The 23,170-nt window shown below is 68.0% G+C and carries 25 protein-coding genes; 14 read left to right on the top strand and 11 right to left on the bottom strand.

Going from position 1 to position 23,170, the window contains the following annotated elements:
- Nucleotides 1-40 precede the first annotated feature (40 nt).
- Nucleotides 41-691, bottom strand: a complete 651-nt coding sequence (locus AB0383_RS02790) for a hypothetical protein (protein WP_220245211.1) — start codon at nt 689-691, stop codon at nt 41-43.
- Between the two features lie 114 nt (nt 692-805).
- Here AB0383_RS02790 and AB0383_RS02795 point away from each other — a divergent pair, with 114 nt between their 5' ends.
- The gene (locus AB0383_RS02795; protein ID WP_364169598.1) at nt 806-1,183 is read left to right on the top strand and encodes a nitroreductase family deazaflavin-dependent oxidoreductase; all 378 of its coding nucleotides are present in this window, start codon (nt 806-808) and stop codon (nt 1,181-1,183) included.
- 9 nt (nt 1,184-1,192) lie between these two features.
- Complete coding sequence (locus AB0383_RS02800; RefSeq protein WP_364169601.1) at nt 1,193-1,723, top strand: GNAT family protein; 531 nt, start codon at nt 1,193-1,195, stop codon at nt 1,721-1,723.
- A 136-nt stretch (nt 1,724-1,859) separates the two neighbouring features.
- Here AB0383_RS02800 and AB0383_RS02805 read toward each other — a convergent pair whose 3' ends face one another.
- Together AB0383_RS02805 and AB0383_RS02810 are read right to left on the bottom strand one after the other, a co-directional pair.
- Nucleotides 1,860-2,186 (bottom strand): MmcQ/YjbR family DNA-binding protein, encoded by a 327-nt coding sequence (locus tag AB0383_RS02805; RefSeq protein ID WP_366184724.1) that lies wholly within the window; start codon nt 2,184-2,186, stop codon nt 1,860-1,862.
- Between the two features lie 96 nt (nt 2,187-2,282).
- Nucleotides 2,283-3,971, bottom strand: a complete 1,689-nt coding sequence (locus tag AB0383_RS02810; RefSeq protein WP_366184726.1) for a bifunctional metallophosphatase/5'-nucleotidase — start codon at nt 3,969-3,971, stop codon at nt 2,283-2,285.
- A gap of 213 nt (nt 3,972-4,184) precedes the next feature.
- Here AB0383_RS02810 and AB0383_RS02815 point away from each other — a divergent pair, with 213 nt between their 5' ends.
- Together AB0383_RS02815 and AB0383_RS02820 are read left to right on the top strand one after the other, a co-directional pair.
- Nucleotides 4,185-4,316, top strand: coding sequence for a hypothetical protein (locus AB0383_RS02815; protein ID WP_366184728.1), 132 nt, complete (start codon nt 4,185-4,187; stop codon nt 4,314-4,316).
- Nucleotides 4,317-4,407: 91 nt separating this feature from the next.
- Complete coding sequence (locus AB0383_RS02820) at nt 4,408-5,049, top strand: VanZ family protein (protein WP_364169612.1); 642 nt, start codon at nt 4,408-4,410, stop codon at nt 5,047-5,049.
- On the opposite strand, the gene AB0383_RS02825 is transcribed toward AB0383_RS02820, so the two are convergent.
- Nucleotides 4,990-5,166, bottom strand: a complete 177-nt coding sequence (locus tag AB0383_RS02825) for a hypothetical protein (RefSeq protein ID WP_364169615.1) — start codon at nt 5,164-5,166, stop codon at nt 4,990-4,992. The genes AB0383_RS02820 and AB0383_RS02825 overlap by 60 nt on opposite strands.
- A gap of 45 nt (nt 5,167-5,211) precedes the next feature.
- On the bottom strand, nt 5,212-5,697 hold the full coding sequence (locus AB0383_RS02830; RefSeq protein ID WP_366184731.1) for a hypothetical protein: 486 nt from the start codon (nt 5,695-5,697) through the stop codon (nt 5,212-5,214).
- A 253-nt stretch (nt 5,698-5,950) separates the two neighbouring features.
- Here AB0383_RS02830 and mug point away from each other — a divergent pair, with 253 nt between their 5' ends.
- The 4 genes from mug to AB0383_RS02850 all read left to right on the top strand — a co-directional run bounded on the left by mug (nt 5,951) and on the right by AB0383_RS02850 (nt 10,091).
- Entirely contained in the window at nt 5,951-6,499 is a 549-nt protein-coding gene (gene mug / locus AB0383_RS02835) for a G/U mismatch-specific DNA glycosylase (RefSeq protein ID WP_366184733.1), read from the top strand.
- Between the two features lie 294 nt (nt 6,500-6,793).
- Nucleotides 6,794-7,582: a response regulator transcription factor gene (locus tag AB0383_RS02840; protein ID WP_364169623.1), complete on the top strand. Its 789-nt coding sequence runs from the start codon at nt 6,794-6,796 to the stop codon at nt 7,580-7,582.
- A 159-nt stretch (nt 7,583-7,741) separates the two neighbouring features.
- Entirely contained in the window at nt 7,742-9,586 is a 1,845-nt protein-coding gene (locus tag AB0383_RS02845; protein WP_366184735.1) for an acyl-CoA dehydrogenase, read from the top strand.
- Between the two features lie 229 nt (nt 9,587-9,815).
- A complete protein-coding gene (locus AB0383_RS02850; protein ID WP_364169629.1) occupies nt 9,816-10,091 on the top strand; it encodes a GlsB/YeaQ/YmgE family stress response membrane protein in 276 nt (91 codons plus the stop codon).
- Between the two features lie 56 nt (nt 10,092-10,147).
- Here AB0383_RS02850 and AB0383_RS02855 read toward each other — a convergent pair whose 3' ends face one another.
- From AB0383_RS02855 to AB0383_RS02865, 3 genes are read right to left on the bottom strand one after another with little or no spacing between them, the layout of a single operon-like run.
- Nucleotides 10,148-11,980, bottom strand: coding sequence for a VanW family protein (locus tag AB0383_RS02855; RefSeq protein WP_366184738.1), 1,833 nt, complete (start codon nt 11,978-11,980; stop codon nt 10,148-10,150).
- A gap of 23 nt (nt 11,981-12,003) precedes the next feature.
- Nucleotides 12,004-12,297 (bottom strand): co-chaperone GroES, encoded by a 294-nt coding sequence (locus AB0383_RS02860; protein WP_366184900.1) that lies wholly within the window; start codon nt 12,295-12,297, stop codon nt 12,004-12,006.
- 40 nt (nt 12,298-12,337) lie between these two features.
- Complete coding sequence (locus tag AB0383_RS02865; protein WP_366184739.1) at nt 12,338-14,182, bottom strand: NHL domain-containing thioredoxin family protein; 1,845 nt, start codon at nt 14,180-14,182, stop codon at nt 12,338-12,340.
- Between the two features lie 152 nt (nt 14,183-14,334).
- Between AB0383_RS02865 and AB0383_RS02870 the strand changes: the two genes are divergently transcribed.
- Nucleotides 14,335-14,901: a hypothetical protein gene (locus AB0383_RS02870; RefSeq protein WP_366184741.1), complete on the top strand. Its 567-nt coding sequence runs from the start codon at nt 14,335-14,337 to the stop codon at nt 14,899-14,901.
- A 9-nt stretch (nt 14,902-14,910) separates the two neighbouring features.
- Here AB0383_RS02870 and AB0383_RS02875 read toward each other — a convergent pair whose 3' ends face one another.
- The gene (locus AB0383_RS02875) at nt 14,911-17,211 is read right to left on the bottom strand and encodes an oxidoreductase (protein ID WP_366184743.1); all 2,301 of its coding nucleotides are present in this window, start codon (nt 17,209-17,211) and stop codon (nt 14,911-14,913) included.
- Between the two features lie 279 nt (nt 17,212-17,490).
- Between AB0383_RS02875 and AB0383_RS02880 the strand changes: the two genes are divergently transcribed.
- The 5 genes from AB0383_RS02880 to AB0383_RS02900 all read left to right on the top strand — a co-directional run bounded on the left by AB0383_RS02880 (nt 17,491) and on the right by AB0383_RS02900 (nt 21,373).
- Nucleotides 17,491-18,003, top strand: coding sequence for a hypothetical protein (locus tag AB0383_RS02880; RefSeq protein ID WP_364169643.1), 513 nt, complete (start codon nt 17,491-17,493; stop codon nt 18,001-18,003).
- Nucleotides 18,003-18,605: a DUF3558 domain-containing protein gene (locus tag AB0383_RS02885; protein WP_364169646.1), complete on the top strand. Its 603-nt coding sequence runs from the start codon at nt 18,003-18,005 to the stop codon at nt 18,603-18,605. Before AB0383_RS02880 ends, AB0383_RS02885 begins: the two co-directional genes overlap by 1 nt.
- A 1-nt stretch (nt 18,606) precedes the next feature.
- Nucleotides 18,607-19,833 (top strand): hypothetical protein, encoded by a 1,227-nt coding sequence (locus AB0383_RS02890; protein WP_364169649.1) that lies wholly within the window; start codon nt 18,607-18,609, stop codon nt 19,831-19,833.
- A 141-nt stretch (nt 19,834-19,974) separates the two neighbouring features.
- A complete protein-coding gene (locus AB0383_RS02895) occupies nt 19,975-20,589 on the top strand; it encodes a DUF3558 domain-containing protein (RefSeq protein WP_364169652.1) in 615 nt (204 codons plus the stop codon).
- A 37-nt stretch (nt 20,590-20,626) separates the two neighbouring features.
- The gene (locus tag AB0383_RS02900; protein WP_366184746.1) at nt 20,627-21,373 is read left to right on the top strand and encodes an ESX secretion-associated protein EspG; all 747 of its coding nucleotides are present in this window, start codon (nt 20,627-20,629) and stop codon (nt 21,371-21,373) included.
- A gap of 71 nt (nt 21,374-21,444) precedes the next feature.
- Here the strand turns inward: AB0383_RS02900 and AB0383_RS02905 are convergent, their stop codons facing one another.
- Together AB0383_RS02905 and AB0383_RS02910 are read right to left on the bottom strand one after the other, a co-directional pair.
- On the bottom strand, nt 21,445-22,218 hold the full coding sequence (locus AB0383_RS02905; protein ID WP_366184748.1) for an amino acid ABC transporter ATP-binding protein: 774 nt from the start codon (nt 22,216-22,218) through the stop codon (nt 21,445-21,447).
- Nucleotides 22,215-23,168 (bottom strand): amino acid ABC transporter permease, encoded by a 954-nt coding sequence (locus tag AB0383_RS02910; RefSeq protein WP_366184750.1) that lies wholly within the window; start codon nt 23,166-23,168, stop codon nt 22,215-22,217. Before AB0383_RS02910 ends, AB0383_RS02905 begins: the two co-directional genes overlap by 4 nt.
- Nucleotides 23,169-23,170 lie beyond the last annotated feature (2 nt).

A 23,170-nucleotide genomic window follows, 5' to 3' on the forward strand; every position in this document is an offset into this window, starting at 1 on the left:
ACGGCCCCCGCCGCGCCAGGACAATCGCCGCGGAAAACTTTCAGCCCTCGACGAGCTCCCACTCGGCACCCGGCTCGGCGCGGTCGAAGACCTGGCCGGGCGCGGCCTGCAGCACGTTCACGACGTCCGGGTACAGGCTCACCACGTGCTCCAGCTCCAGGCCCTCGACCTCGAAGTCCTCGGCTTCGGGCACCTCGAAGCCCACGAAGAGCCAGGTGCCGTCACCCTCGCGCACCACCTGGCGCACGGCGCGAACGGGCGCGTCACCACCGGTCACGATCTCGGTGAGCCCGGTCGACAACTGCACCTCGTCTACCGGCGAGCCCGGGTGCTGCCACGCGGCGATGCGCGCGTCGCGGATCTCGCGGTCCTCGGCCTCGTCGTCGGAGTCGGCGACGGAGCTCAGCAGCCACGCCGAACGCTCCGGGTCCCAGTCGGCCGCCATGCCGGTTGGCAGCGACGCCAGCGCCGTGAGCTGCGGGACCAGCTCCACGGCTTCGCGCAGCGAGACCGCGCCGAACTGCTCGCGGTTGACGTCCATGTCCTCGTCGAACTCGGCGCCGTCGCTGATGAACCAGTCGTCGTCATCGTCGAGGACCACGAACGCGAGCTGCGAGGGGTCCTCCAGCAACGCCCGCGCGAAGATCACGGGCGACTCAGGGTCCTGTCGCAGCGGCCAGTCGTTGGACATGTTCTTCTCCCCGCGTCGTGCCGGCGTCCGCGAACATCCCACCAGACGTGCGAAACGGCCTCGCACCGGCCCGAAAACGGGCTAATTCCACGGACGTTGGATTACGCTGGACCCATGGTGCTGCCAGAACGTCTCGCCCGCTTCAACCGCGTGGTGACCAACCGCGTCACGGGACCGTTCGTCGGGTGGCTGCCAGGCTTCGGGATGGTCGTGCACCAGGGCCGCCGGTCGGGCAAGGAGTTCCGCACCCCGCTGAACGTCTTCCGTACCGACGACGGCTTCGTCGTCGCCCTCACCTACGGCCCCGACACCGACTGGGTCAAGAACGTGCTGGCCGCGGGCCACGCGGAGATCGTCACGCGCGGCCGAAAATGGCGCGTCGGTGATCCACAGCTCGTGCATGATGGGTCCCGCCGTCCGATGCCGCCCGGGGTGCGCCAGTTCCTCGGGCTCGTCGGGGTCGAGGACTTCCTGCTGCTGCGGCGGGAGTGAGGGGGAGCTGTGCTCACAGGCAAGCTGGTGCGGCTGCGGGCGCTCGAGACGTCGGACGCGGATTCGCTGTATCGCTGGATCCACGACTCGGAGGTCGGGCAGTGGATGGACAGCTCGTACCCGCGTTCGCTCGACCAAGTGCGCAAGCGTTGCGAGGAACGCCCGGTCAACACCTACGCCCACGTGGTGTGCGGCATCGAATCCGTGGCGTCGGGCGCGTTGATCGGCGTGACCGACCTGCGCGACGCCACGCCGGAGACCGGGCGCGCGGAGCTGGACATCTACATCGGCGAGAAGGACCACTGGAACGGCGGCTACGGCTCCGAAGCGCTGCGGCTGATGTGCCGCTACGGCTTCAACGTGATGCGCCTGCACCTCATCGCCCTGTGGGTCGTCGCCGAGAACGAACGCGCGCGCCATGTCTACCGCAAGGCCGGCTTCGTCGAGGACGGCCGGCACCGCGAATGCTTCCGTGGCAGCGACGGGAAGTACCACGACATGTACCTGATGAGCCTGCTGGAACCCGAGCTGATCGACTGAGTCGAGGCCGGCCAGGCGCCGACCGAACAGCTCCGCCCGCACGCGACCGTCGCAGGCTCGAAGCGCCGATTCATCCACAACTCCATACACGGGTGTGGACAACCCCGAAATCACCCGGATGCCGCACGAGGAACCGTCAGCCCAGCAGCTTGCGAGGAGCCTTACGCCGCCACGACTCCACCAGAAGTTCCTTCAGCTGCACCGGATCCACCCGTTCCAGGTCCACCAGGATCGAGCCGTAACCGTCGTAATGCGGCATCGTGAAATACGCTGGGTCGCCGGACGCGAGGAGCGCTTCCTTCTCGTCGAGGCCGCAGAACAGGACCACGCCGCCCTCGGCTTCGCTGCGCAGGCGCGCGAAGCCCTTGCCCGCGACCTTCAACGCGGGCGTGCGGTACCAGGTGGATTCCTCGGTCTCCGGCAGCTCCGCCGCGAGTGTCACCACGTCTTCCCAGGTCGTCATGGGTCCCATCGTGCGCCCTGAGACCCGGCGAAAGCTTGGAAAAACGAGAGCCCCGCCCCTCAACGAGCGAGGGGCGGGGCTACTCGAAACAACCGGCTACGGAATCATCGTGATCCGGTCCGCAGGCGGCGGGGTGACGCCCGGGTGCGCGCCGAGGTACGCGATCAGCGCGTCGAGGTCCACGGGACCGCCCGCGAGGTCCGTGCCCTTCGTGAACTCGGTGAACCCGTCGCCGCCCGCGGCGAGGAAGTTGTTCACCGACACGCGGAACGTCGCGGCCGGGTCCACCGGCGTGCCGTTCACGGTGATGTTCGAGACGCGCGAGCCGATCGGCGCCGACGCCGAGTAGGTGTAGTGCAGGCTACTGGAGATCTGCAGGATCTTGGTGCCGCCCGGCTGGCCCCACTGCTGCTCCAGCACGTTCTTCAGGTTCGCGCCGGTGAGCGTGATCGTCTGCATGATGTTCGCGAACGGCTGCACGGTGAACGCCTCGCCGTAGGTGACCACGCCGTCGCCCTCGCCGTTGGGCGAAGACGCGTAGTTCAGGTCCGCGCGGATGCCGCCGGGGTTGGTGATGGCGACGACCGCGTTGTTGGACTTGGTGCCTTCGAGCTGCGCGTCGGCGATCACGTCGCCCATCGTCGACTCACCCGAGGGCGCGCCGGCCGCGGTGAGGTCCGCGGTGATGGTGCCGACCTGCTTGTTGGCGATCGGGCCCGACTTGGTCTTGGCCTCGTCCACGAGCTTGGTCACGGCCGGGTCCGGCGTCACGTCGCGGGTCACGATCTCGTTGTGCGCCTTGGTCTGCGACCGGATGACGTCGCGCGTGCGCAGGTCGATCTTCAGGTCCACGACGGACAGCAGCCGGCCGAAGGACGCGCCCTGGATCACCGGGCGCGGCTGGCCCGCGGGGTCGTTGATCACGCAGTTGTACTGCTGGTGGCTGTGGCCGGTGAAGATCGCGTCGACCTTCGGGCTCACGTTCTTGGTGATGACGTCGGCCTCGCCGCCCGGCGCCACCTTGCAGTCATTGGGGCCGGAGCCCGGCAGCGTCTCGTCGCCCTGGTGCAGCAGCACGACCTGGGCCTTGATGCCCAGCAGGTCGAGCAGGTTGGCGGTGCGGTTGATGGCCTGCGCCTCGTCGCCGAACTTGAGGCCCTTGATGGCGTCGGGCGTGACGACCGAGGGCAGGTCCTTCAGCGTGGCGCCGATGATGCCGATCGGCACGCCGCCGGAGAACTGCACCGAGAACGGCAGCAGCGCGGGCAGGCCGTTCGTGAAGTACACATTGGACCCGAGGATCGGGAAGTTCGCGCCCTGGTACGTCGGGCGGAACTGGCAACCGTCGGTCTTGTTGCAGCCGCCGAACTGCATGCGCAGCAGTTCCTGGTAGCCCTCGTCGAGCTCGTGGTTGCCGACCGTGGAGGCCTTCACGCCCAGCTCGTTGAGGAAGTCGATGGTCGGCTCGTCGTGGAAGAGCGCCGAGATCACCGGCGACGCGCCCACGTTGTCGCCCGCCGAGAGCACCATCGAGTTGCGCACCTGCGACTCGAGCTGCTTCACGTGTGTCGCCACGTACGCCGCGCCGCCCGCGTCCACACTGGTCCCGTCGGACATGAACACTTTGCCGGCCGAACCCGCCGGCGGCTCGAGGTTGCCGTGCAGATCGTTCAGCGTGATGATCCGGACGTCCGTGGTCTGCGCGGCCGACGCCGGCACGCTCGTGACGGCCACAGTGGCCAGTGCGGCCGCGGCGGTGACCGCGAGCCGGGTGAAGAGCCTCATGTTTCCTCCGATTTCGCGCCCGTCGTCCCCTGGAACGGGCACACGGCGGAGCAGTCTGCCCAAATGGGAGGGACCTCACCAGAGGAAAAAGGAGGGTGATGGGCAAATGTCACCCGGCGTTTCCTGCCGGGTGTCCGGTTCGGGCAACGGGGCTGCCCGGCGTAACGCGCGGAGCCCGGGCAACGATCAGAAGCGCGAACCTGGGGAGCCACAGTGGAACTGCAGATCGTCTTGACCGTGATCGTGGTCGTCGTCCTGCTCGTCGGCGGCACGGTCTTCGCGGCGTGGCGATCGGAGCGCGCCGAGGACGAGCAGCGCGACGAGGAGCCTGACCGATCGGCTTAAGCCGCCCTCGGCCAGATGGCCGATCCGGCCGGATTCCGTCCGGCCCTTCGACCGAAGTGGTTTGACCCCCAAGATCCATAACGTTCTCGGCATGACGAACGCACAGGTCACGGCCCTGCAGTACGGATTCATCGGATTCCTCGCGCTGTGGGGCACGCTGCTCGTCCCGCAGCTCGTGCTGCAGCTGGCGCGCTACGGCCGCCCGCGGCTGCGCGGCCTCGTGACCACCGCGGCGGTCGTGTTCTACGCGTGCATGGCGCTCGCGGTCGTCTTCCTGCCGCTGCCGAGCGCGAACGGCCGGCGCCTCGAACAGACGGTGCAGCTGCGGCCGTTCCAGTGGATCGCCGACATCCACACGGAGCTGGTGAAGCACGGCCTTTCGGCTGCGCACTGGTTCAGCACGCAGACGTTCCAGCAGGCCGCGCTCAACGTGCTGCTCTTCGTGCCGCTCGGGATCTTCGCCCGCATCCTGTGGCGCCGCGGCCTCGTCGGCGCGCTGGCCGTGGGCGCGGCGGTGTCACTGGCCGTCGAGATCACGCAGCTCACCGCGAACTTCGGGACGGCGCCGTTCGTCTACCGCATCTTCGACATCGACGACCTCATGACCAACACCTTCGGCGCCGGCCTCGGCTGGCTCTTCGGCGCCCTGCTGCTCGCCCTGCGCGGAATCCCTTCAGCGATCCACGCTCAGCCGGCCGGGCGCGAGCGGATCGACTTCGCCCAGACGCGCTAGCCGCGCCTTGCGCCGCAGCGCCGCCCGCTTGGCGGCGCGCCGGTCTTCCAGAACCACGATCAGCGAGGCGGCTGCCAGGGTGAGGGCCACCAGTGCGAGGACAACCCAAAGCTGCACGCGGGCTCCTCCCTACGACGTTGTGCGAGAGATCACACAGGCTACCTAGATCGGTACGTGATCCGCTACCCCGTCCGCCGAGAACCAATCCCGGTCAGCGGTCAGCCACTCGCCGAAGGTCAGATCGGCCGAGGTCAGCGCCTCGGACAGCTCCGGAAAACCCAGCCGCCGGCAGGTGAATTCTTGGTGCCACACCCGTTCGGCGGCTCGGTAGCGCACCGTCGCGGACAGCAGATCGCCCGCGCGGACGACGTCGTGCAGCGAAACGGCGACCTCCCCGAGGAGCCCGCCCGGCCCGTCGACCACGTGGTCGAACCACTCCGGCGGGTGCCATTCGACGAGCAGCCGGCCCCCGGGGGCGAGGTGCCGCCGAGCCGCCGCGAGCAGGCTCGTTGGCCAGGGGCCTGCTCGCAGCTGGCGGCTGGCAGCTGGCCAGGGAGTCAGACCCAGCTGCGAGCAGGCCAGGAGACAGCCCGGCTGGCCGCCGGCCAAGAGATAGACCCGGCTGGCCGCCGGCCAAGAGTTATCCACACCTGACTCCGCCGACCCCGACTTGTCCACAGATTTCACGCTCGCCGTTTTCAGGCCCCTGACCTCGGTAAACTGGGACAGGGCAGCCCCCCAGAGGAGGGTGGGGGTCTGTCCCCCGCGCCGGCGGACACCGCGCCGTGCACGATCTCCGGCGCATCCGCCGCGGGCAGCCGCAGGCAGAGGTCGACCGGGCAACCGGGCAACCGGGCAACCGTCAGGAGTCACGCCCACCAGCGTGCCCGAGACTGGGCCCATGCCCATCCGACCCACCAAAGACCAACTGGCTGCCGCGCAGGACGTCGTCATTCCCGACGTCATCGCGCCCGGCCTCGACGTGCTTTTCTGTGGCATCAACCCCGGCCTCTACTCCGGCGCGCTCGGCCTGCACTTCGCCCGCCCGGGCAACCGCTTCTGGCCCGCCCTGCACGCCGGCGGCTTCACGCCGCGGCTGCTGGACCCGAGTGAGCAGCACGAGCTCCTCGACCTCGGCCTCGGGATCACCAACCTCGTCGCGCGGACCACCGCCCGGGCGGACGAGCTGACCGACGACGAGTTGCGTGAAGGTGGCAAGGCGCTGGTCGACAAAGTCCTCGACAACAAACCCCGTTGGCTGGCCGTGCTGGGCATCACCGCCTACCGCACCGCGTTCGGCGAAAAGAAAGCCAAAGTCGGCCCCCAGGAGCGCGTGATCGGCAAGACCGGCGTGTGGGTCCTGCCCAACCCGAGCGGCCTCAACGCCCACTGGACGCCCACCGGCCTCGCAAGTGAGTTCGCCGCGCTGCGTGCACGGGTTGTCACGTAGCGACCATCTTTCGGCTACACCCTCAGTAGCAAACGGACGAGCCAGCGATTCCGTACAGGGCCAAAAAGCCGCAGATCACAAGGCTTTTTCTACGGAGAGTTTGCTGCAACCGGCCGATACGGCCATGAGGGGGAAACCGCGTCACAAGCGCCTTCCGGAGGAGTCGAATCAAGGACAAGGTGTCATTCCTGTCCGGTCCCAGCAGGGGGGATCGGGTGGTGCCAGGACGGCACGCCGGGGGGCGTGCGCGGGCGTCCGGCGACCCGGGAACGACCTGGAAGACGGAGGCCCGAGATGCGCGGCATCGAGCCCCACCGAACGCCGGCTGTGCCCGGACAACCGACCGCGAACCGCAGCCTGGGGGTGGCCGTCGTCGATCCCATCCCGATCTTTCGCGAGGGGCTCGCGTCGATGGTCCACCGGACGCCGGGGCTGCACTGGGCGGGTCAGGCGGCGAGCCACCACGCCGCGATGCAGCTGTGCGAGCAGGTGCGTCCCGACGTCGTGATCCTCGACTCGGCGCTGGATCCCCACTGTCACCTCACGAAGCTGCTCAACTCCGGCGACCCCGCCGTGGTGCTGGTGACGCTGGTTCGCGACGTCAACCGCACGCAGCAGTACCTCGCCACGGCCATCGCGGCGGGCGTGCACGCGATCGTGCCGCGGGCGGTGGACCCGCGGCGGCTGGCGGAAGCCGTCCGGCGCGCGCACACCGACCGGCGCTACATCGACCCGGCTCTGGCCGCGCTCACTGCGCGGCCCAAGCGGCAGCCGTCCCCCAGAGCGGCGCCGGCCGAGGAGAACCTCACCCAGCCGAAGGGTGCGATGCCGCTGTCGCGCCGCGAGTACCAGGTGCTGCAGCTCGTGGCCGAAGGCCTGGAGAACTCGGCGATCGCGAAGCTGCTGTTCCTCTCCGTCGAGACGGTCCGGACGCACGTGAAGAGCATCCTGCGCAAGCTGACCGCGCGCGATCGCACACACGCCGTGACCATCGCGTTCCGCAGCGGCATCCTCGTGCCCCACACCGACGACGCCCACACGCCCCTGCCCGCCGACCGCGCCGTGGCGCGCGGCACGCCCTGAGGTCGGCTTCCTGGTCGATGTCGGTTTTTCGGCTGAATCCACACCCCTGGAAGAGGGGAACCGCTTGCTCCAGTTACTCGTAGGTAATATCCTGAAGTTACCGGCGAGTAAGGGAACATGTGCCCGGCCGGAAAGCCGAACACGACACGGAGTGACGACATGGGCCACTACAAGAGCAACGTCCGAGACCTGGAGTTCAACCTCTTCGAGGTACTCGGCGTGCAGGACCGCCTTGGCAAGGGCGTGCTGGCCGAGTCGGACGAGCAGACCGCGCGCGGCGTGCTCTCGGAGCTGAACAAGCTCGCCACCGGCCCGCTCGCCGAGTCCTACGCCGACGCGGACCGCAACCCGCCGGTGTACGACCCCAAGACCTTCAGCGTGAAGATCCCCGAGCCGTTCAAGAAGAGCTACAAGCAGCTCCTGGACGGCGAGTGGTGGCGTCTCGGCCTCACCAACGACCTCGGCGGCTTCGGCCTGCCCCCCACGGTGCAGTGGGCCGCGTCCGAGCTGATCCTCGGCGCCAACGCGCCGCTGTTCATGTACATGGCGGGCCCGAACTTCGCCATGATCGTGAACAATAACGGCACCGAAGAGCAGAAGCGCTGGGCGCAGCTCATGATCGACCGCCAGTGGGGCGCCACGATGGTGCTGACCGAGCCCGACGCGGGCTCCGACGTCGGCGCCGGCCGCACCAAGGCCGTCAAGCAGGAGGACGGCTCCTGGCACATCGACGGCGTGAAGCGGTTCATCACCTCCGCCGAGCACGACATGAGCGAAAACATCATGCACCTGGTGCTGGCGCGCCCCGAGGGTCCCGGCATCGAGACCAAGCCGGGCACCAAGGGCCTGTCGCTGTTCCTCGTGCCGAAGTTCCACTTCGACTCGCGGACCGGTGAGCTGGGCGAGCGCAACGGCGCCTTCGTGACGAACGTCGAGCACAAGATGGGCATCAAGGCGTCCACCACGTGCGAGCTGACTTTCGGCCAGCACGGCACCCCGGCCAAGGGCTGGCTGCTCGGCGAGGTGCACAACGGCATCGCGCAGATGTTCCAGGTCATCGAATACGCCCGGATGATGGTGGGCACCAAGGCCATCGCCACCCTGTCGACCGGGTACCTCAACGCGCGCGACTACGCCAAGGAGCGTGTGCAGGGCGCCGACCTGCCGAACATGCTCAACAAGGCCGCGCCGCGCGTCACCATCACGCACCACCCGGACGTGCGCCGTTCGTTGATGCTGCAGAAGGCGTACGCGGAGGGCCTGCGCGCCGTCTACCTGTACACGGCGTCGTTCCAGGACCAGCTGTGGACGCAGGACGGGGACGAGGCCGCGCTGAAGCTGGCGCACGGCATCAACGACCTGCTGCTGCCGGTCGTCAAGGGCGTCGGCTCGGAGCGCGCCACCGAGCAGCTCGTGCAGTCGCTGCAGACGCTCGGCGGGTCCGGCTTCCTGCAGGACTACCCCATCGAGCAGTACATCCGCGACGCGAAGATCGACTCGCTCTACGAGGGCACCACGGCCATCCAGTCGCTCGACTTCTTCTTCCGGAAGATCGTGCGCGACAAGGGCCAGGCGCTCGCGTTCCTCGCCGGTGAGATCACGAAGTTCATCGAGTCCGAGGCGGGCAACGGCCGGCTCAAGAACGAGCGCGCGCTGCTGAAGCAGGCCCTGGAGGACTCCCAGGGCATGCTCGGCGCGATGATCGGCTTCCTCACCGCTTCGCAGGAAGACCCGCAGAGCATCAACAAGGTCGGCCAGCACACCGTGCGGCTGCTGATGTCGATGGGCGACTTGCTGGTGGGCTGGCAGCTGCTCAAGCAGGCCGAGGTCGCCATCGCCAAGCTCGACGCGGGCGCGGCGGCCAAGGACGTGGCCTTCTACGAGGGCAAGGTGGCCGTGGCGTCGTTCTTCGCGAAGTCCGTGCTGCCGGAGCTGTCCTCGCGCCGCACGATCGTCGAAGGCGCCGACAACGCGCTGATGGAGCTGGACGAGGCGGCTTTCTAGGCCCTTCCCGTTCCCCTGCGGATGCCCTCGGCCCATCTCGGGCCGGGGGCATCCGTGTTTCTTCGGGTGACTTCGCCCGCTGCGGGTGAGAGCTCCCGCCGCGGGGCACGGCACGCTGGTGCCAGGTGGGTGGTATCGCCGTGGTCTCGAGTTTCGGCCGCCCGTTTCCAGGGCATCCGGACGCCGAGTCCGCGGCTCGGCCCGGAACCCATCTGGCAGAGGAGTTTCGATGACCGTCTCAGGCATCATCAGCGCCATCGTGGTCGGCTTGATCCTCGGCCTGCTCGGCCGCTTGGTCGTGCCCGGCAAACAGAACATCCCGATCTGGCTGATGCTCCTCGTGGGCATCGCAGCCGCCTTCATCGGCAGCGCCATCGCGCGCGGCATCGGATACGCCGACACGAGCGGTATCGACTGGCTCGAAATCATCACCCAGGTCGGTGTCGCCGCACTCGGCGTGGCCTTGGTCGCGAGCCTGTGGGGCAGGCGAAGTATCAACAGGTGACTTCGCGGCTCGGCCCTCTTCTGCGGGCCGGGCCGTTCCGTCCGGTGTGGACGCCGTCAGCAGATGACGATCGGCTGCGGCGAGTACGTGGTGTTGCGCGTTTCCTCACGAACCTCGTTGCCCGTCGCCAGGGCGTGGAACACGCGCGTGTCGGACACACTGAAGCCCGGCGCGCCGATGGACGAGTGGCACGCGCCGTCGGGCCCGGGTCCGAACTGGACGGTCGGCGAGACCTCGTCGGACGTGCCCCCGGTGCGGCCCTCGACGAGGTAGTGCTTCGTGCCCCAGATCCGCACCGTGACGGAATCCGCGCTTACGCTGGCCTGGATCGCGAACCCCGTGTCGTCGTTGTCGGTGATCTTCAGCTCCACCGGATTCCCCGCGTCGTCGATGGCTTTTGCATCACGGCCGGCGGGGTAGCGGTCGAGGTAATGGTCGTGGGCGAGGTGGCCGCCGTCCCCCAGACCGGCCAGGTACGCCGCGTTGTACAAAGTGGACGCGAGCTGCGAAACCCCGCCGCCCACCACGGAAGGACCGGTTCCGTCTTCGTTCGCGGGCGCGCTGACGTAGCCGTCGGCCGCGGTCCGCGCGCCGGAACGGGCGCCGAGGCTGAACGTGTCGCCGGGTTTCACGATGGTGCCGGAGACGCGTTCGGCGAGCGTCTGGATGTTCGTGGCCGCGGGGCCGGAGAACCCGCTCGTGGTGAACTCGCCGATCACCTCCTTGATGCCCAGCGCGTTGGCCGCGTCGGTGGACAGGCTCGGCTTCGTGGCGTCGTAGGCCACCGGCAGGTCACGCCCCGCCGGCTTGGCGAGCACGGCCGTGAGCGACTTGAAAGTGTTGGCCCAGTTGATCTTCCGGGCGTCTTCGGACGGGTTGACAGTCGGCGCGCCCGAGGTGAACACGATTTCGGCGTTGCGCCCGTCGGTTTCGGTCGACGCGAGGTCGGATTCCACGGCCTGCTGCAGCTTGCCCTGGTCGATGCGCAGCTCGAGCGAGCCGCCGTCGCGCGGCGCGAACTGGAACGACGCCGCGATGGCCGCCGGCTTCAGCGCGACATCCTTGCCCTGCCCGTGCAGCACCACCGGCGCGGCGACGGCGGGGGCCACGACCTGGTCGAGCAGCGCGTGGACGCCGTTCGACGTGGCTTTCGCCGGCGTCACGGCCATCTGCAGCGTGACGCCGCCCGGCGCGAGCCAGTCGTTCGCCACGGTCTGCGCGGCCGCGCGGACGTCGGTGAGCTCCTGGCCCTGCCGCGGCTCCACGGGGTACGCCGTGACGGCGCCGTCGTCCCCGGGCTGGAAGCCGATGCTGCCCTCGACCAGCGGGTGGTTGAGCTTGTCCGTCGCGAGGATGCCCAGCGCCTGCGCCACCTGCTCCTGGTCCGAGCGCGTGACCACGCCGACGTCGCGCGCGGTGAAGAACGACAGGAACCGCGTGATCGGGCTCAACGGCTGGTGCCCGGCCTGCGCGAGCGTGCCCGGCCAGTCGAGGCCGAGGCCGGACTCCGACGGCACCATCGACGTCGTGATGTCGCCCGCGTGCAAAGTCACCGGCTGCGTCAGCCGCGGCTGCAGCTCCGTTCGCAGCTTGGCCTCGGCGTCGGCGTGGGAGAGGCCGCCGACGTCGACACCCGCCACGAGCACGCCGCGCGGCACGTCGCCGGCGCTGGTGACGAGGTCGATCGCGTACAGCAGCACGAAGAGCCCCAGTGCGCAGCCGACGATCATGAACGTGCGCGCGACACCCTTGCGCAGGCGCCGCTGCGGCGTCTCCGGCAGCGGCGGCCCGTCGACGACGGCGAAGATCTCGGTGGCGAGGTCGTCGTCTTCGCGCTCCGGCAGCAGGTCGTCGATGAAGAGGTCCTGCGAGGTCTCGTCTTCGCGCACGCCTGCCCTCCCGTGGCCGGGAGCTACAGGTAGAGCCCCGTGCCGTGTTCGGTCCGCTCGGTGGCGACGGCGTGGACATCCCGCTCGCGCAGCACGAAGTGGCCCTCACCGTGGATCTCGACCTCGAGCTGGTCCTCCGGGTTGAAGAGCACGCGATCGCCCTGCTTGACGTTGCGCACGCTGTTGCCGACGCCCAGTACATCACCCCAGGCGAGCCTGCGGGCCACCTGCGCGGTCGCGGGGATCACGATTCCGCCGCTGCTGCGGCGTTCGCCCTCCTCCGGCGACAGGCGCACGAGCACGCGGTCCTGCAGCATCTGTATCTGGAGCTTGGGCTTGTCAGGCACGTCCCCAATGCTACTGACCGGGTGCCGCCGGCTTCGGCTCACCCGCCATGACCAGGCTGAGCGTGCGCTCACCACCGCTCTCGAAGCGCACCGGCACACCCCAGTCCTGCCGTGTGATGCGGCACGCGGGGTGCTCACCGCCCTCGTCGCAGCTGGCCGCCTGGGCGACGACCTGCAGCACGCCTTCCGTTACGCCGTCGGCGAACCGGATGCGGCGGGTGAGATCGGTGCCGATGCCGGCGCCGTCGGCGAGCAGCTCCGGCGGCGACGCGCTGACCTCGAGCCGCGTGGACGGCCCGTAGCGGTCGTCGAGCTTCTCACCCGGTGGCGGCGTGAAGACCACGGCGAACTCGACGTCGCCGGGCGCGAGCACCGTCGGCGGGCGCCGGACGGCGTTCTTCTCGCCGGCCACGCTCGTGACCTGGGCTCCGACCGGCGCGACGCGGTTGCCGGCCGACTCGACGACGAGCAGTTCACCGTCGTGCAGGAGCAGGCCCTGCGGCTCGGCGAGGCCGGTGGCGAGCGTGGTGACCTCGCGCGTGAACGGGTCGTAGCGGCGGACGGCGCCGTTGTAGGTGTCGGCGATCGCGATGCGTTCGCCGGGCAGCACGGCCAGGCCCAGCGGGTGCTGCAGCAGCGCGTCGTCGGCCGGGCCGTCGGCGTGGCCGAAGGAGAACAGGTCGGTGCCGACGGCGGTGTGCACGGTGAACGTCTCGCCCTCGGGCTCGATCCACCGCAGCGACGAGGTTTCCGCGTCGGCGAGCCACAGCTTGTCGCCGTCGGGCGCGAGGCCGGACGTCTGCGCGAAGAACGCTTCGCTCACTTCGCCGTCTTTGAGGCCTTCAACGGTTGTCCCGGCGAAGCGGCGGATGTCGCCGGAGATGGGGTCGAAGACGCTGAGCGTGTGGTTGCCGGCCATGGCCACCACGACACCGCCGGCGGGCGCCCACCACGCGACGTCCCACGGGCTCGTGAGGTCGGTGTCGAGGGCCTTGCCGGTGTCCGTGCCGTTGCGCCACTGGTTGCCGGTGCCGGCGACCGTGGTGACCTCGCCGGTGTTGAGGTCGAGGCCGCGCAGCCGGTGACCCGCGGTGTCGGCGACGACAGCGTGGTAGCCGGCGCGCTGGGCGACGCCGTTGGGCAGCAGCGCGATGCCTGAGGGCTCGGTGAAGCTGGCGACGTCGAACGGCCCGTCCTGCGCGCCGCGCTCGCCGCTGCCGAAGCGGCGGATCACGGTCTCGCCGTCGGACGCGAACTCGACCACGGAGTGGTGCCCGGTGTCGGCGACGAGGATGCGGCCCTCCGCCGTGGCGACGGCCTTGCTCGGGAACCGCAGCTCCGTCTGCTGCTCTTCCACCGGCACGTACGGGTTGCCGCCGCGGCGCAGTGTGCCCTTCGCGGCGTGCTTCGCCACGAGATCCGCCACGACGCGTCGCAGCGCTTCGCCGTGCCCCTCCCCCGCAGCGACGTGCACGACGTAGCCCTCGGGATCGACGACCACCAGCGTCGGCCACGCGCGCACGGCGTACTGCGACCACAGCTCCATTTTCGGGTCGTTCACCACGGGGTGGTGCACCTCGTAGCGGCGCACGGCCGCCTCGATCGACGCGCGCTCGCCCTCGTGCAGGAACTTCGGCGAATGCACCCCGACGGTGACCAGGACGTCGCCGAACTCCTCTTCGAGCGGGCGCAGCTCATCGAGCACGTGAAGGCAGTTGATGCAGCCACTGGTCCAGAAGTCGAGCAGCACGATCCGCCCGCGCAACTCCGCGAGGGCGAGTCGCCGGCCACCGGTGTTGAGCCAGACGTCGCCGGTCAGTTCGGGTGCGCGTACTCGCGCCTGTGCGGAACTCACGCGACGAGTGAACTACACGTGGCTGCGGTGTGTTCCGTCAACCACGGTCTGAGAGAAGAACCTCACCCCGCAGAGGGAGGGTTGTTGTCCGACCGTCAAACCGGCGGAAAAGGACGCGCGAGGCCGTGTGGGCGGTACGTACGCTTCTTCGTATGTCACATGTCCAGCAAGTCCTCACGGTGGAGGAGGCCCGCACGCTGCAGGAAAGCCTCGGGGAGCCCCTGCGTCCAGGCTTGTCGGAAGCCGAGCTCACCGACGTCGAAGCCCAGTTCGGCTTCCGGTTCTCCCTGGACCACCGGGCGTTTCTCGCCGCAGGCGTCCCGGTGGGCGACCGGTGGCCCGATTGGCTGCACGGCAACCCGGATCACCTGCGAAAACGCCTCGACTGGCCCGTCGACGGGCTGCTGTACGAGGTCGAGCACAACGGCTTCTGGCACGCGTCGTGGGGCGAGCGGCCCAGGGTGCTCTCCAACGCGCTGGCCTGCGCCCAGCGATGTCTCGCCGCGGTGCCCCAGCTGGTGCCGGTCTGCGGGCACCGCTACCTGCCCGCGATCGCGGGGGCGTCGGGGTACCCGGTGTTGTCCGTTTACCACGCTGACGTGGTGGTTTGCGGCTGGGACCTGCGCGGGTACCTGCGGCACGAGTTCGGTGGCGCGCCGTTGGCCGAGGAACCCGCCGACGCGCGTGAGGTCGCGTTCTGGTCGGGGTTGTCGGAGTGAGGTTCTTGTTCAGCTGTCGCGGCGCACCATGCGGCCGAAGCCGGCCGCCACGGTCGTCGCGAGCAGCCAGCCCGAGACGGTGAAGCCGGCGGCCACCCAGTTGTCGGCGCCGTGCATGTACCAGCGCGACTTGTTGCCGAAATCGACGATGGGCACCAGCAGGTCGGCCGTGTAGATCACCGGGTTCCACTGCAGGCCCGTGTCCTGCTGGTTGACCAGGCAGCGCGGGCCGCTCACGGCGTAGCGGCCGGGGTTCTGCACGCAGTCGTCGCTGCCCAGGCCGAACCAGAGGCTGCCGAGCACCAGCAATGTCAGCAGCCAGCCCAGCGCGCGAACGGGCCGGTAGCCGTAGCCGACCATCGAGCGTTGCAGGAAGCTCCACAGCCGCACGCCGGGGCCGAAGATCTTGAACCCCTTCGCGAGCGCCTCGTAGCGGAACTGCTGCTTGCGCAGGCCGACCGTCGAGGCGTGTTCTTCGTTGCCGGCCGCGCGCAGGGTCGCGGCGAGCTGGTCGTACGGGCCAGGGCGGTAGCCGCGCATCGCCTTGCTCAGCAACGCGATGCGATGGTCCAGCGCGCGGTCGTCGTCGAGGGGGATGCCGTGTTTCAGGGCGTCGTAACGGAAGTCGTCGAGCTCGATGCCGTCCGCGGCGGCCCAGAACTCCTCCGTGTCGCCGAGGGTCCCGCAGTGCGCGCGCCGCAGCACGACGCGTCCCGCGGGCGGCGTGCGGAAGCCGAACAGGAACTCGTCGGCCGTCACGTCGCTCGCGTCGAGCGCGATCCCGTGCGAGGGAAGGGATCCGAGCTGTGCGCCGCCGAGCTCGAGGCGTCGCGCGATCTGGGCGCCGTCGAGGTTGACGCCGCCCTCCGAGACGAACGCGCGGTCCTTGTTCTCCGTCAGCACCAGGTCACGGCCGATTCGCGCGGTCCGGACGTCGAGCGAAAAGCTCGACGACGTGCGCTGCCCCGGCTCGGTGAGCTTGCTGCCGTAGAGGTTCACGCTGCCGCCCACCTCGACGCCCTGCAGGCGCACCGTGCCCTGCAGTGTCGCGTCGGTGAGCTGGAAATTTCCCGCGATCTTGGCTCGGCGCGCGGAGAAGACGTCGCGCCCGGGGTGCAGGAACATCGCGTTCCACGCGAGGAAGTTGCCGCCGATCTGCACGTCCGCCATGCGCAGCTGCCCCACGGGCACGCGCAGGCTGGTGGCCTCCACGTCCCCGCCGATGGTCGACCCGTCGAGGTGCAGCGCGCGGTCGTAGTAGGGGGTCGCGCGGCCGCGCGCCATCTTGATCTCCGCGCCGGCCAGCCTGAGTGAGCCACCGATGCGCGCGTTGACCATGCGCAGCGTGCCGAACGCCTGCAGCCCGTCGGACAGCTCCAGGTTGCCGTCGACCTTCAGCCGATCGGCGACGAGCGCGGGCCGCGGGTCGAGGTACGGGTCGTTGGACTTCCACGCGTCCACGGCCACCGGCCCGCGCTGGTCGACGGTGAGCTTTGCCTCCCGCAGCACGATGTCACTGTCCACAGTGGCGCTCGGGAAGTACATGATGCCCTTGGCGGAGAACCGTTTCCGTTCGGCGGCCGGACCGTAGTTGTCCACTTCGCACAGCAGGCTGCCGCCGATGTGGATGCCGTTGCCGTTGAACGCGAAGCCGTCGGGGTTGTCGAACGTCGCGCCGGAGAAGTTCACGTTGCCGCCCGTGCGCATGCCGGGCATGCGCACCTCGCCGCGCGCCTCGAGCCGGTACGCGAGCAGCGCGCCGTGGATTTCCAGCCGGTCGGCCTGGATCGCTTTGCCGTGGGGGTGCTTGATCGTCGTGCGCGTCAGCACGACCGAGCCCTCGATCACGGCGTCGGTGAGGTTCACGGCGGCGTTGGGCATGCCGCGCTCGCGATCGTCGCCGCGCATGATCGTGGTCTCAGGGATCTCACTGTCCTCCGGCCCGACCTCCACCACGCTCCGGATGAGCCGAACATCGTTGCGGCTACGCAGGTTGCGGGCCTTGAGCCCCGGCAACCAGCACTTCCGGAAGACGAGCCCGAGCACGTTCGCCTCCCGCACATCCGGCGGAAACTCGAACCGGCACCGCTCGAAGCGGAACAGGTACCCCAACTCGGCGGCCCGCAGGTCGAACGTCCCGGTGATGTACGCGTCCTCGACCTGCACGATCGGCGCGTTGGTCGCCTGCCTGCGCCATCTGAGAATCCCGCTCGTGCCGGGTTTCAGCAGGTCCGCGGCCTTCAGCTCGTACCTCTTGTCGGGCACCCCGGCAAACGGATCCAGCGGCGGCAGCGTCGTGTCGGTCGGCACGTGCCCCCTCAGTTCGCCTGCCGCTGGTGCTGCCCTTAGCGAATCGGAAGGGAGGGGGAATGGCAATCGTCCTAATGGAGTAGCGGCGGGTTATTGACAGATCGCCAATTGAGCTGTGTTTTTTCAACGTCTGACGAGCTGATTGACAACGGTGGGTGATCTTGTGGGAACCGATCTTGTGGGGGAGTCGTCCCTGTTAAGGTCACTTGCTGGAGCTGAAGCTGAACACAGGGTAGGCCGCGCCCCCAGACCGGAGCGGCCCGTGCGGGGAGGCACGACATGCCAGACGGAAACCAGGGTGGACTGCAGGGCGTTTACAACGAGAGCTTGACACCGGGGCAGGTCACGCCACCGCCACCCGGTGCGCCTCCGGTGCCACTGGCCGGTGGCCAGACCGTGACGTCGGGCCCGCCTCCGGACTACAACGCGCTCGGCGCGGGTCAAGCAAAGGCAGACTTCGCCGCGGCGTCAGGCGGCGGCAGCTGGGCGTTCGACGCGCAGTCGATGGACAAAGTCATTCAGCAGTTGGAAGACAGCCTCAACGACGACTACTCACAAGCGCGCACCGTCGCTGCACAGTTCGCCCAGCTCGGTTATCCCGGCTCGGACCAGGTGAGCAAGGACTACATGAGTGCCACGGGTCGCGCCACCATCGCGTACAACCAATTCCTCAGGGGAACGGTCGACTTCCTTTCGTCTTACGTCGACACCCTGAAACAGATCCGCACAGCATACGTGAACCAAGATCACGCCGCGATTGATGCAATTCGCAGCGCCGGGAAGGTCGATTGATGCGAGTCCGTAACGTATACCAGCTTGCCTTCGTGGGTTTTGCGGCAATTGTTGTGGCTGGGTGCGGGAGTTCGACGGCAGGGCAACCGACGCCAGCAGCGCCTAGTTCGCCCTCTGGCGAACCAATGCTGGCGCCGAAAGTCGACCATCCGTTGACAAATACCAAGGCCTTCGAGGACGACCCGTGCTCCGCTTTGTCCATAAGTGAGGTCGAAAAAGCCGCAGGTAAGGTCAAGGGAACCGCAATCGCCCAGTCGATCGTCGGTAAGTCGTGCCAATGGAACTTCGCCGACAACACCGGGAACGTCAGCGGTGGGTTCTATTCGGGGAACAAGCGCGGCCTCAACAGCCTCTACCTTGAGAACCAAGCTGGCCGCCTCTCGACCTTCGCGCCTCACTCGCCGGTCGAGGGATACCCGGCTGTCGTTTACAGCGCGGGTGACGAGGGTCCCGGTTCATGCGTCTTGGCTGTCGGCGTTCGTGATGATCTCACCTACACGGTGAACACGCAGCTGAGGACCGGAAACCCGTACCTGGCGGACCCGTGCAAGATGGCGGAGCAGATCGCCGCCGCGGAGATCACTCGACTGAAGGCCAGTTGAGATGCCGCAAAGTGGATTCGACATCTATCAGCAGCTGCACGCCCCCGGCGACACGACCAGCCTGGATGCCATGGGAAGCGGGTGTGGGCAACTCAGAGACATCCACAACGATGTCGCCGAAAAGCTGACAACCAGCCAGACGACGTTGAACACCTTCTGGAAAGGCGAGGCCGCCGACACCGGTAGTGCGGGACTGAGCCCGCTCATCAATACCTCTCGAACCGCCGCGCAAAAGATGGACACCATGCGGCAGTCGATCGAAGAACAGTCTTCAGCCTTCACGTACGTGAAGAACAACGTCGTCGCTGTCGACCAGACGCGACCGGACGACGATACGGTCGAAGACTGGCTTTCGATCGGCGCCAGCGACGACGAGATCAAGGCTGCCCAATTCGACAACGACACTCACAAGAACGTCGAACTCTACGACGGCTACCACCAGAGCAGCCAGCCACGAACGGACACCATGCCGGCTGACTACCCCGCGGCGCACGACCCGAACGTGTCTGCAGGTGGGGTCACGCCCAACCCCATCGACACCGGAACATCCGGTGGAAAGCACGCTGCCGGCAGCGGCCACTCGGCTGGCGGGCACTCCGGCGGACCGAGTCACTACACCGCTCCTCCTGGAGCCGCGGGCTACCAGGCACCTCCGCCGCCGGGACACTCGCCGGTGAGCGCGACCCCTCCACCTGTGGTGCCGGCGGCGAACGACAGCACGAAAGCGGCGTTCGCGGGTCCGACGCAGACGCCCGGTGGTCCTGGATCACCGTCGTGGCAAGGGCCCGGCGGCGTTGGGGTCAACGGGCCTGGCGGCGCCAACACCGGCTTCGGTCCCGGTTTTGGGCCGGTGGGCGGCTTCGGTGGCGGACTGGGCGGAGGTGGCAGCTTCGAGTCAGGTGGGAGCGGCAGCGGATTCGGACCTGGCGGCGGCGCCTCGAGCGGCGGCGCGGCCGGCGTCGGCCGTGGCGTTGGCGCCGGGGCCGGTACTGGGGCCGGCGCGATGGGCGAAGGCGCGCGTGTCGCGCGGCCCGGCGGCATGGGCGCGGCCGGCGCCAAGGGCCAGCCCGGCATGGGCGGCATGGGCGCCGGCGGCGGTGGCAAGGGCGGCAAGGGCCCCGAAGACGAGGAGCACCAGCGCAAGATCCTCCTGACCGAAGAGGACCCGGACTCCATCTTCGGCGGCTACGACGGCAACCGGCCGACGCCGCCGGTAATCGGGGCGTAGCCCGAACAGGGGAGGAACGGCCCCTGCGGGGTTGCGTCCCTGACTTGAGCCGAGAACTGCGGCTAGGTTGATCTTGGGAAGTCAACAATTGGCATTAACGGCCGGGCAGCGACTGCACGGGCGTCGAGAAAGAGTGACCGAATGGGAACGCGTGCGCTTGCAGTCGCGGTTCTGGCGTGTGTCGCGGCTGTTGCCTCAACGGGGTGTTCGTCCTCCGCTTCAGGTAATGCCGCACCGAGACCAGTCGCGACGTCGGCCTCGGCTGCCGTTCCTCATCACGGTGCGCCTGCGGTTGACGAACCGTTGATGACGACGGCGGCCGAGACGGAGCCGTGCAGTTTGGCGACTTCCAACCAGGTTGCCCAGGTCGGCGGGCCGGTCGAGTCGATCCGCGTGTCACTGCTGGGAGCAGGCAAGTTCTGCACGTTCGTCTTCGCGAACGGTTCGGGGACCGTCGCACTGGGAGTCGACACGATCGACAAGGACGGCCTTAGCCACCTCTACGCGCTAAAGGCTCAGAATAGCGGCGTGACCACATTCGAGCCGCAGTCTTCGACGCTTGGATACCCCGTGGTGAAATTTGCCAACGGCGGTGAGAGGCCGTACGTCTGTCAACTCGCCGTTGGCGTAAATAATCAGACGATGCTCATGATTTTCTCACGACTGTCCACCGGAAATCCCTACTTCTCCGATCCGTGTGGGATTTCAGCGAAAGTCAGCGGGTTTGCCATTCAAAGCCTGAAGAGCACTCGATAGCAAGAGCTTTATGGCTCGACAAAGGGGGAGTGAGAAAGTGCTGCGCAAGCCGGTGGAGTTGAGCCTGCAGACGTACGAGGTGTTGCTCGAGCGGCTCAACCTTGGCGACATCCACCCGACACTGGTACGCGGGGCGTTGTGGTACTCGCCCGACGAGCGGAAACAGTTGGCGGCCGACACGGATGATGAACTGAGCCAGCGGGGGCTGGTGCGCGGCGGGCGGCTCGACGACGACTTCGTCGAGGTGCTGAACCTGCTGCAGCGCCCCGGGGTCGAGTACTACTCGTGGGTGAAGTCCGACAAGGGCGAACGCACCGTGCGCGCCGCGGCGAGAGGGCGGGACGCGGTGAGCGTGGTGACGGTCAACCAGATCCTCTACATCGCGCCGGTGTCGGCGGACGCGTTGGCGCGGGAGTTCACGCTGCTGCTGCCGGAGGCCCCGGCGGCGCGGATAGCGTCGTTGAACTGTTCAGACGCGGATCTGAACATGATCAAGAGTGGTGTGATTCCGAGCGGCACTAGTCCGAGTATCCGCGACGCCAAGCAGGTGGTGCAGTGGCTGCGGGCGCCGAAGACGTATTTCGGGCGGCTGTACGTCGCGGTCCGGGACAGTCGGGGAAAGCGCTTGCGGAATGAGAATCCGCCGGGATGGATCGACACCGAGCAGGGGCGGATTCTGTTCGGTGTGGACAAGTCGGGGTGGATCAGCCTGGCCGGGGCGGGGCCGCAGGACCTCGTGAAGAAGGTGCAGCAGCTGGAGCACGAGCTGCGCGGCGGACGCTGAAGGTTCCCGCGCGCTGACCCTGGAACAGCAGTGTGGCCGCCTCCCCATGGGGAAGCGGCCACAACCGGCTATCAAGCGTTCGGGCTCAAAACGCGAGCCAAGAATTCCTTGGTGCGCTGGTGTTGCGGGTTGCCGATCACCTGGGCGGGTGGGCCGGCCTCGACGACCACGCCGCCGTCCATGAAGAGGACCTTGTCGGCCACCTCGCGGGCGAACTGCATTTCGTGGGTGACCACGACCATGGTCATGCCGTCTTTGGCGAGTTGGCGCATGACGCCCAGGACGTCGCCGACGAGTTCCGGGTCCAGGGCGGACGTGGGCTCGTCGAAGAGCATCAGTTTGGGTTGCATGGCCAGCGCGCGGGCGATGGCGACGCGTTGTTGCTGGCCGCCGGAGAGCTGGGCCGGGTAGGAGCCCGCTTTGTCGGCCAGGCCGACGCGCTCGAGGAGTTCCAGGGCGCGCTGGCGGACCTCGGAGCGGGGTTCGCGGCGGACCTGGACCGGGGCCTCCATGACGTTTTCCAGCGCTGTCATGTGGGGGAAGAGGTTGAAGCGCTGGAACACCATGCCGATGTCCTTGCGCTGGAAGGCGACCTCTTTTTCCCGCAGCTCGTGGAGTTTGTCGCCTCGCTGCCGGTAGCCGACCAGGACACCGTCGACGTACAAACGTCCTGCGTCGATTTTCTCGAGGTGGTTGATGCAGCGCAGGAGGGTGGACTTGCCCGAGCCTGAAGGGCCGATGAGGCACAACACTTCGCGTTCGTGGACTTCGAGGTCGATGCCTTTCAGCACGTCCAGTGAACCGAAGCTCTTGCAGATCTTCTGCGCGGAAACGACCGCGGTCATCCGACACCTCCGCTGCCCTGGCGCCCGACGCGGAACCCGAACATCCGAGTGCCCCACCTGTTCTTGTCAGTATTCCCGCGCGTGGTCCCGCGAGCGAAATGGCGTTCGATGAAGTACTGGGCGACGGTGAGGATCGACGTCATGATCAGGTACCAGATCACCGCCACCAGCAGCAGCGGAATGGTCTTGAAGTTCTGCGCGTAGATGGTCTGTACCGCGACCATCAACTCGAAGTACCCGATCACGACGACCAGCGAGGTGGTCTTGAGCATCGAGATCGTCTCGTTGCCCGTCGGCGGGATGATCACGCGCATCGCCTGCGGAAGGATGATGCGCCGCAACGTGGTCGTGCGCTTCATCCCCAGGGCCGACGACGCTTCGAGCTGGCCGGCGTCGATCGACTGGATACCACCGCGCACGATCTCCGCCATGTACGCGGCCTCGTTCAGCCCGAGGCCGAGCAGCGACGCCGTGAACTGGTTGATCAGCGTGTTGGTGTCCCACGAAACGAACTCGGGGCCGAACGGGATGCCAAGGCCGAGCCGCGGGTACGCGAAGGCCAGGAAGTTCCAGAACACCAGCTGCGTGATCAGCGGGGTGCCGCGGAACAACCAGACGTAGATTCCCGCCGCACCCTTCATCAACGGGTTCGGCGAAAGGCGCATCACCGCGAGCAGCACGCCACCGACGATGCCGATGGCCATCGAGATGACCGTGAGGATCAACGTGTTCTGCAGACCGCGCAGTACACGGTCGTTGAACATGTAGGCCCACACCGTCGGCCAGTCCAGGTTGACGTTGGTGACAACGCTGCGCACGACGATGAACGCCAGGAACAGAATGATCACCCCGACCGCCCAGCGCCCGTAGTGGCGCACTGGGACGGCCTTGATGGGCGTGGTGTCGACCGGCGCCTCCACGGTCGGAGGCGCGTCGAAGTTACTGGACACGA

The sequence above is a fragment of the Amycolatopsis sp. NPDC051373 genome, from assembly GCF_040689465.1.
Classification (GTDB): domain Bacteria; phylum Actinomycetota; class Actinomycetes; order Mycobacteriales; family Pseudonocardiaceae; genus Amycolatopsis.

What these genes read in the sequence shown, in the direction of transcription:
- AB0383_RS02790 (WP_220245211.1), bottom strand. Translation starts at nt 691, where the DNA reads ATGTCCAACGACTGGCCGCTGCGACAGGACCCTGAGTCGCCCGTGATC.
- AB0383_RS02795 (WP_364169598.1), top strand. Translation starts at nt 806, where the DNA reads ATGGTGCTGCCAGAACGTCTCGCCCGCTTCAACCGCGTGGTGACCAAC.
- AB0383_RS02805 (WP_366184724.1), bottom strand. Translation starts at nt 2,186, where the DNA reads ATGACGACCTGGGAAGACGTGGTGACACTCGCGGCGGAGCTGCCGGAG.
- AB0383_RS02810 (WP_366184726.1), bottom strand. Translation starts at nt 3,971, where the DNA reads ATGAGGCTCTTCACCCGGCTCGCGGTCACCGCCGCGGCCGCACTGGCC.
- AB0383_RS02820 (WP_364169612.1), top strand. Translation starts at nt 4,408, where the DNA reads ATGACGAACGCACAGGTCACGGCCCTGCAGTACGGATTCATCGGATTC.
- mug (WP_366184733.1), top strand. Translation starts at nt 5,951, where the DNA reads ATGCCCATCCGACCCACCAAAGACCAACTGGCTGCCGCGCAGGACGTC.
- AB0383_RS02840 (WP_364169623.1), top strand. Translation starts at nt 6,794, where the DNA reads ATGCGCGGCATCGAGCCCCACCGAACGCCGGCTGTGCCCGGACAACCG.
- AB0383_RS02845 (WP_366184735.1), top strand. Translation starts at nt 7,742, where the DNA reads ATGGGCCACTACAAGAGCAACGTCCGAGACCTGGAGTTCAACCTCTTC.
- AB0383_RS02850 (WP_364169629.1), top strand. Translation starts at nt 9,816, where the DNA reads ATGACCGTCTCAGGCATCATCAGCGCCATCGTGGTCGGCTTGATCCTC.
- AB0383_RS02860 (WP_366184900.1), bottom strand. Translation starts at nt 12,297, where the DNA reads ATGCTGCAGGACCGCGTGCTCGTGCGCCTGTCGCCGGAGGAGGGCGAA.
- AB0383_RS02870 (WP_366184741.1), top strand. Translation starts at nt 14,335, where the DNA reads ATGTCACATGTCCAGCAAGTCCTCACGGTGGAGGAGGCCCGCACGCTG.
- AB0383_RS02880 (WP_364169643.1), top strand. Translation starts at nt 17,491, where the DNA reads ATGCCAGACGGAAACCAGGGTGGACTGCAGGGCGTTTACAACGAGAGC.
- AB0383_RS02885 (WP_364169646.1), top strand. Translation starts at nt 18,003, where the DNA reads ATGCGAGTCCGTAACGTATACCAGCTTGCCTTCGTGGGTTTTGCGGCA.
- AB0383_RS02890 (WP_364169649.1), top strand. Translation starts at nt 18,607, where the DNA reads ATGCCGCAAAGTGGATTCGACATCTATCAGCAGCTGCACGCCCCCGGC.
- AB0383_RS02895 (WP_364169652.1), top strand. Translation starts at nt 19,975, where the DNA reads ATGGGAACGCGTGCGCTTGCAGTCGCGGTTCTGGCGTGTGTCGCGGCT.
- AB0383_RS02905 (WP_366184748.1), bottom strand. Translation starts at nt 22,218, where the DNA reads ATGACCGCGGTCGTTTCCGCGCAGAAGATCTGCAAGAGCTTCGGTTCA.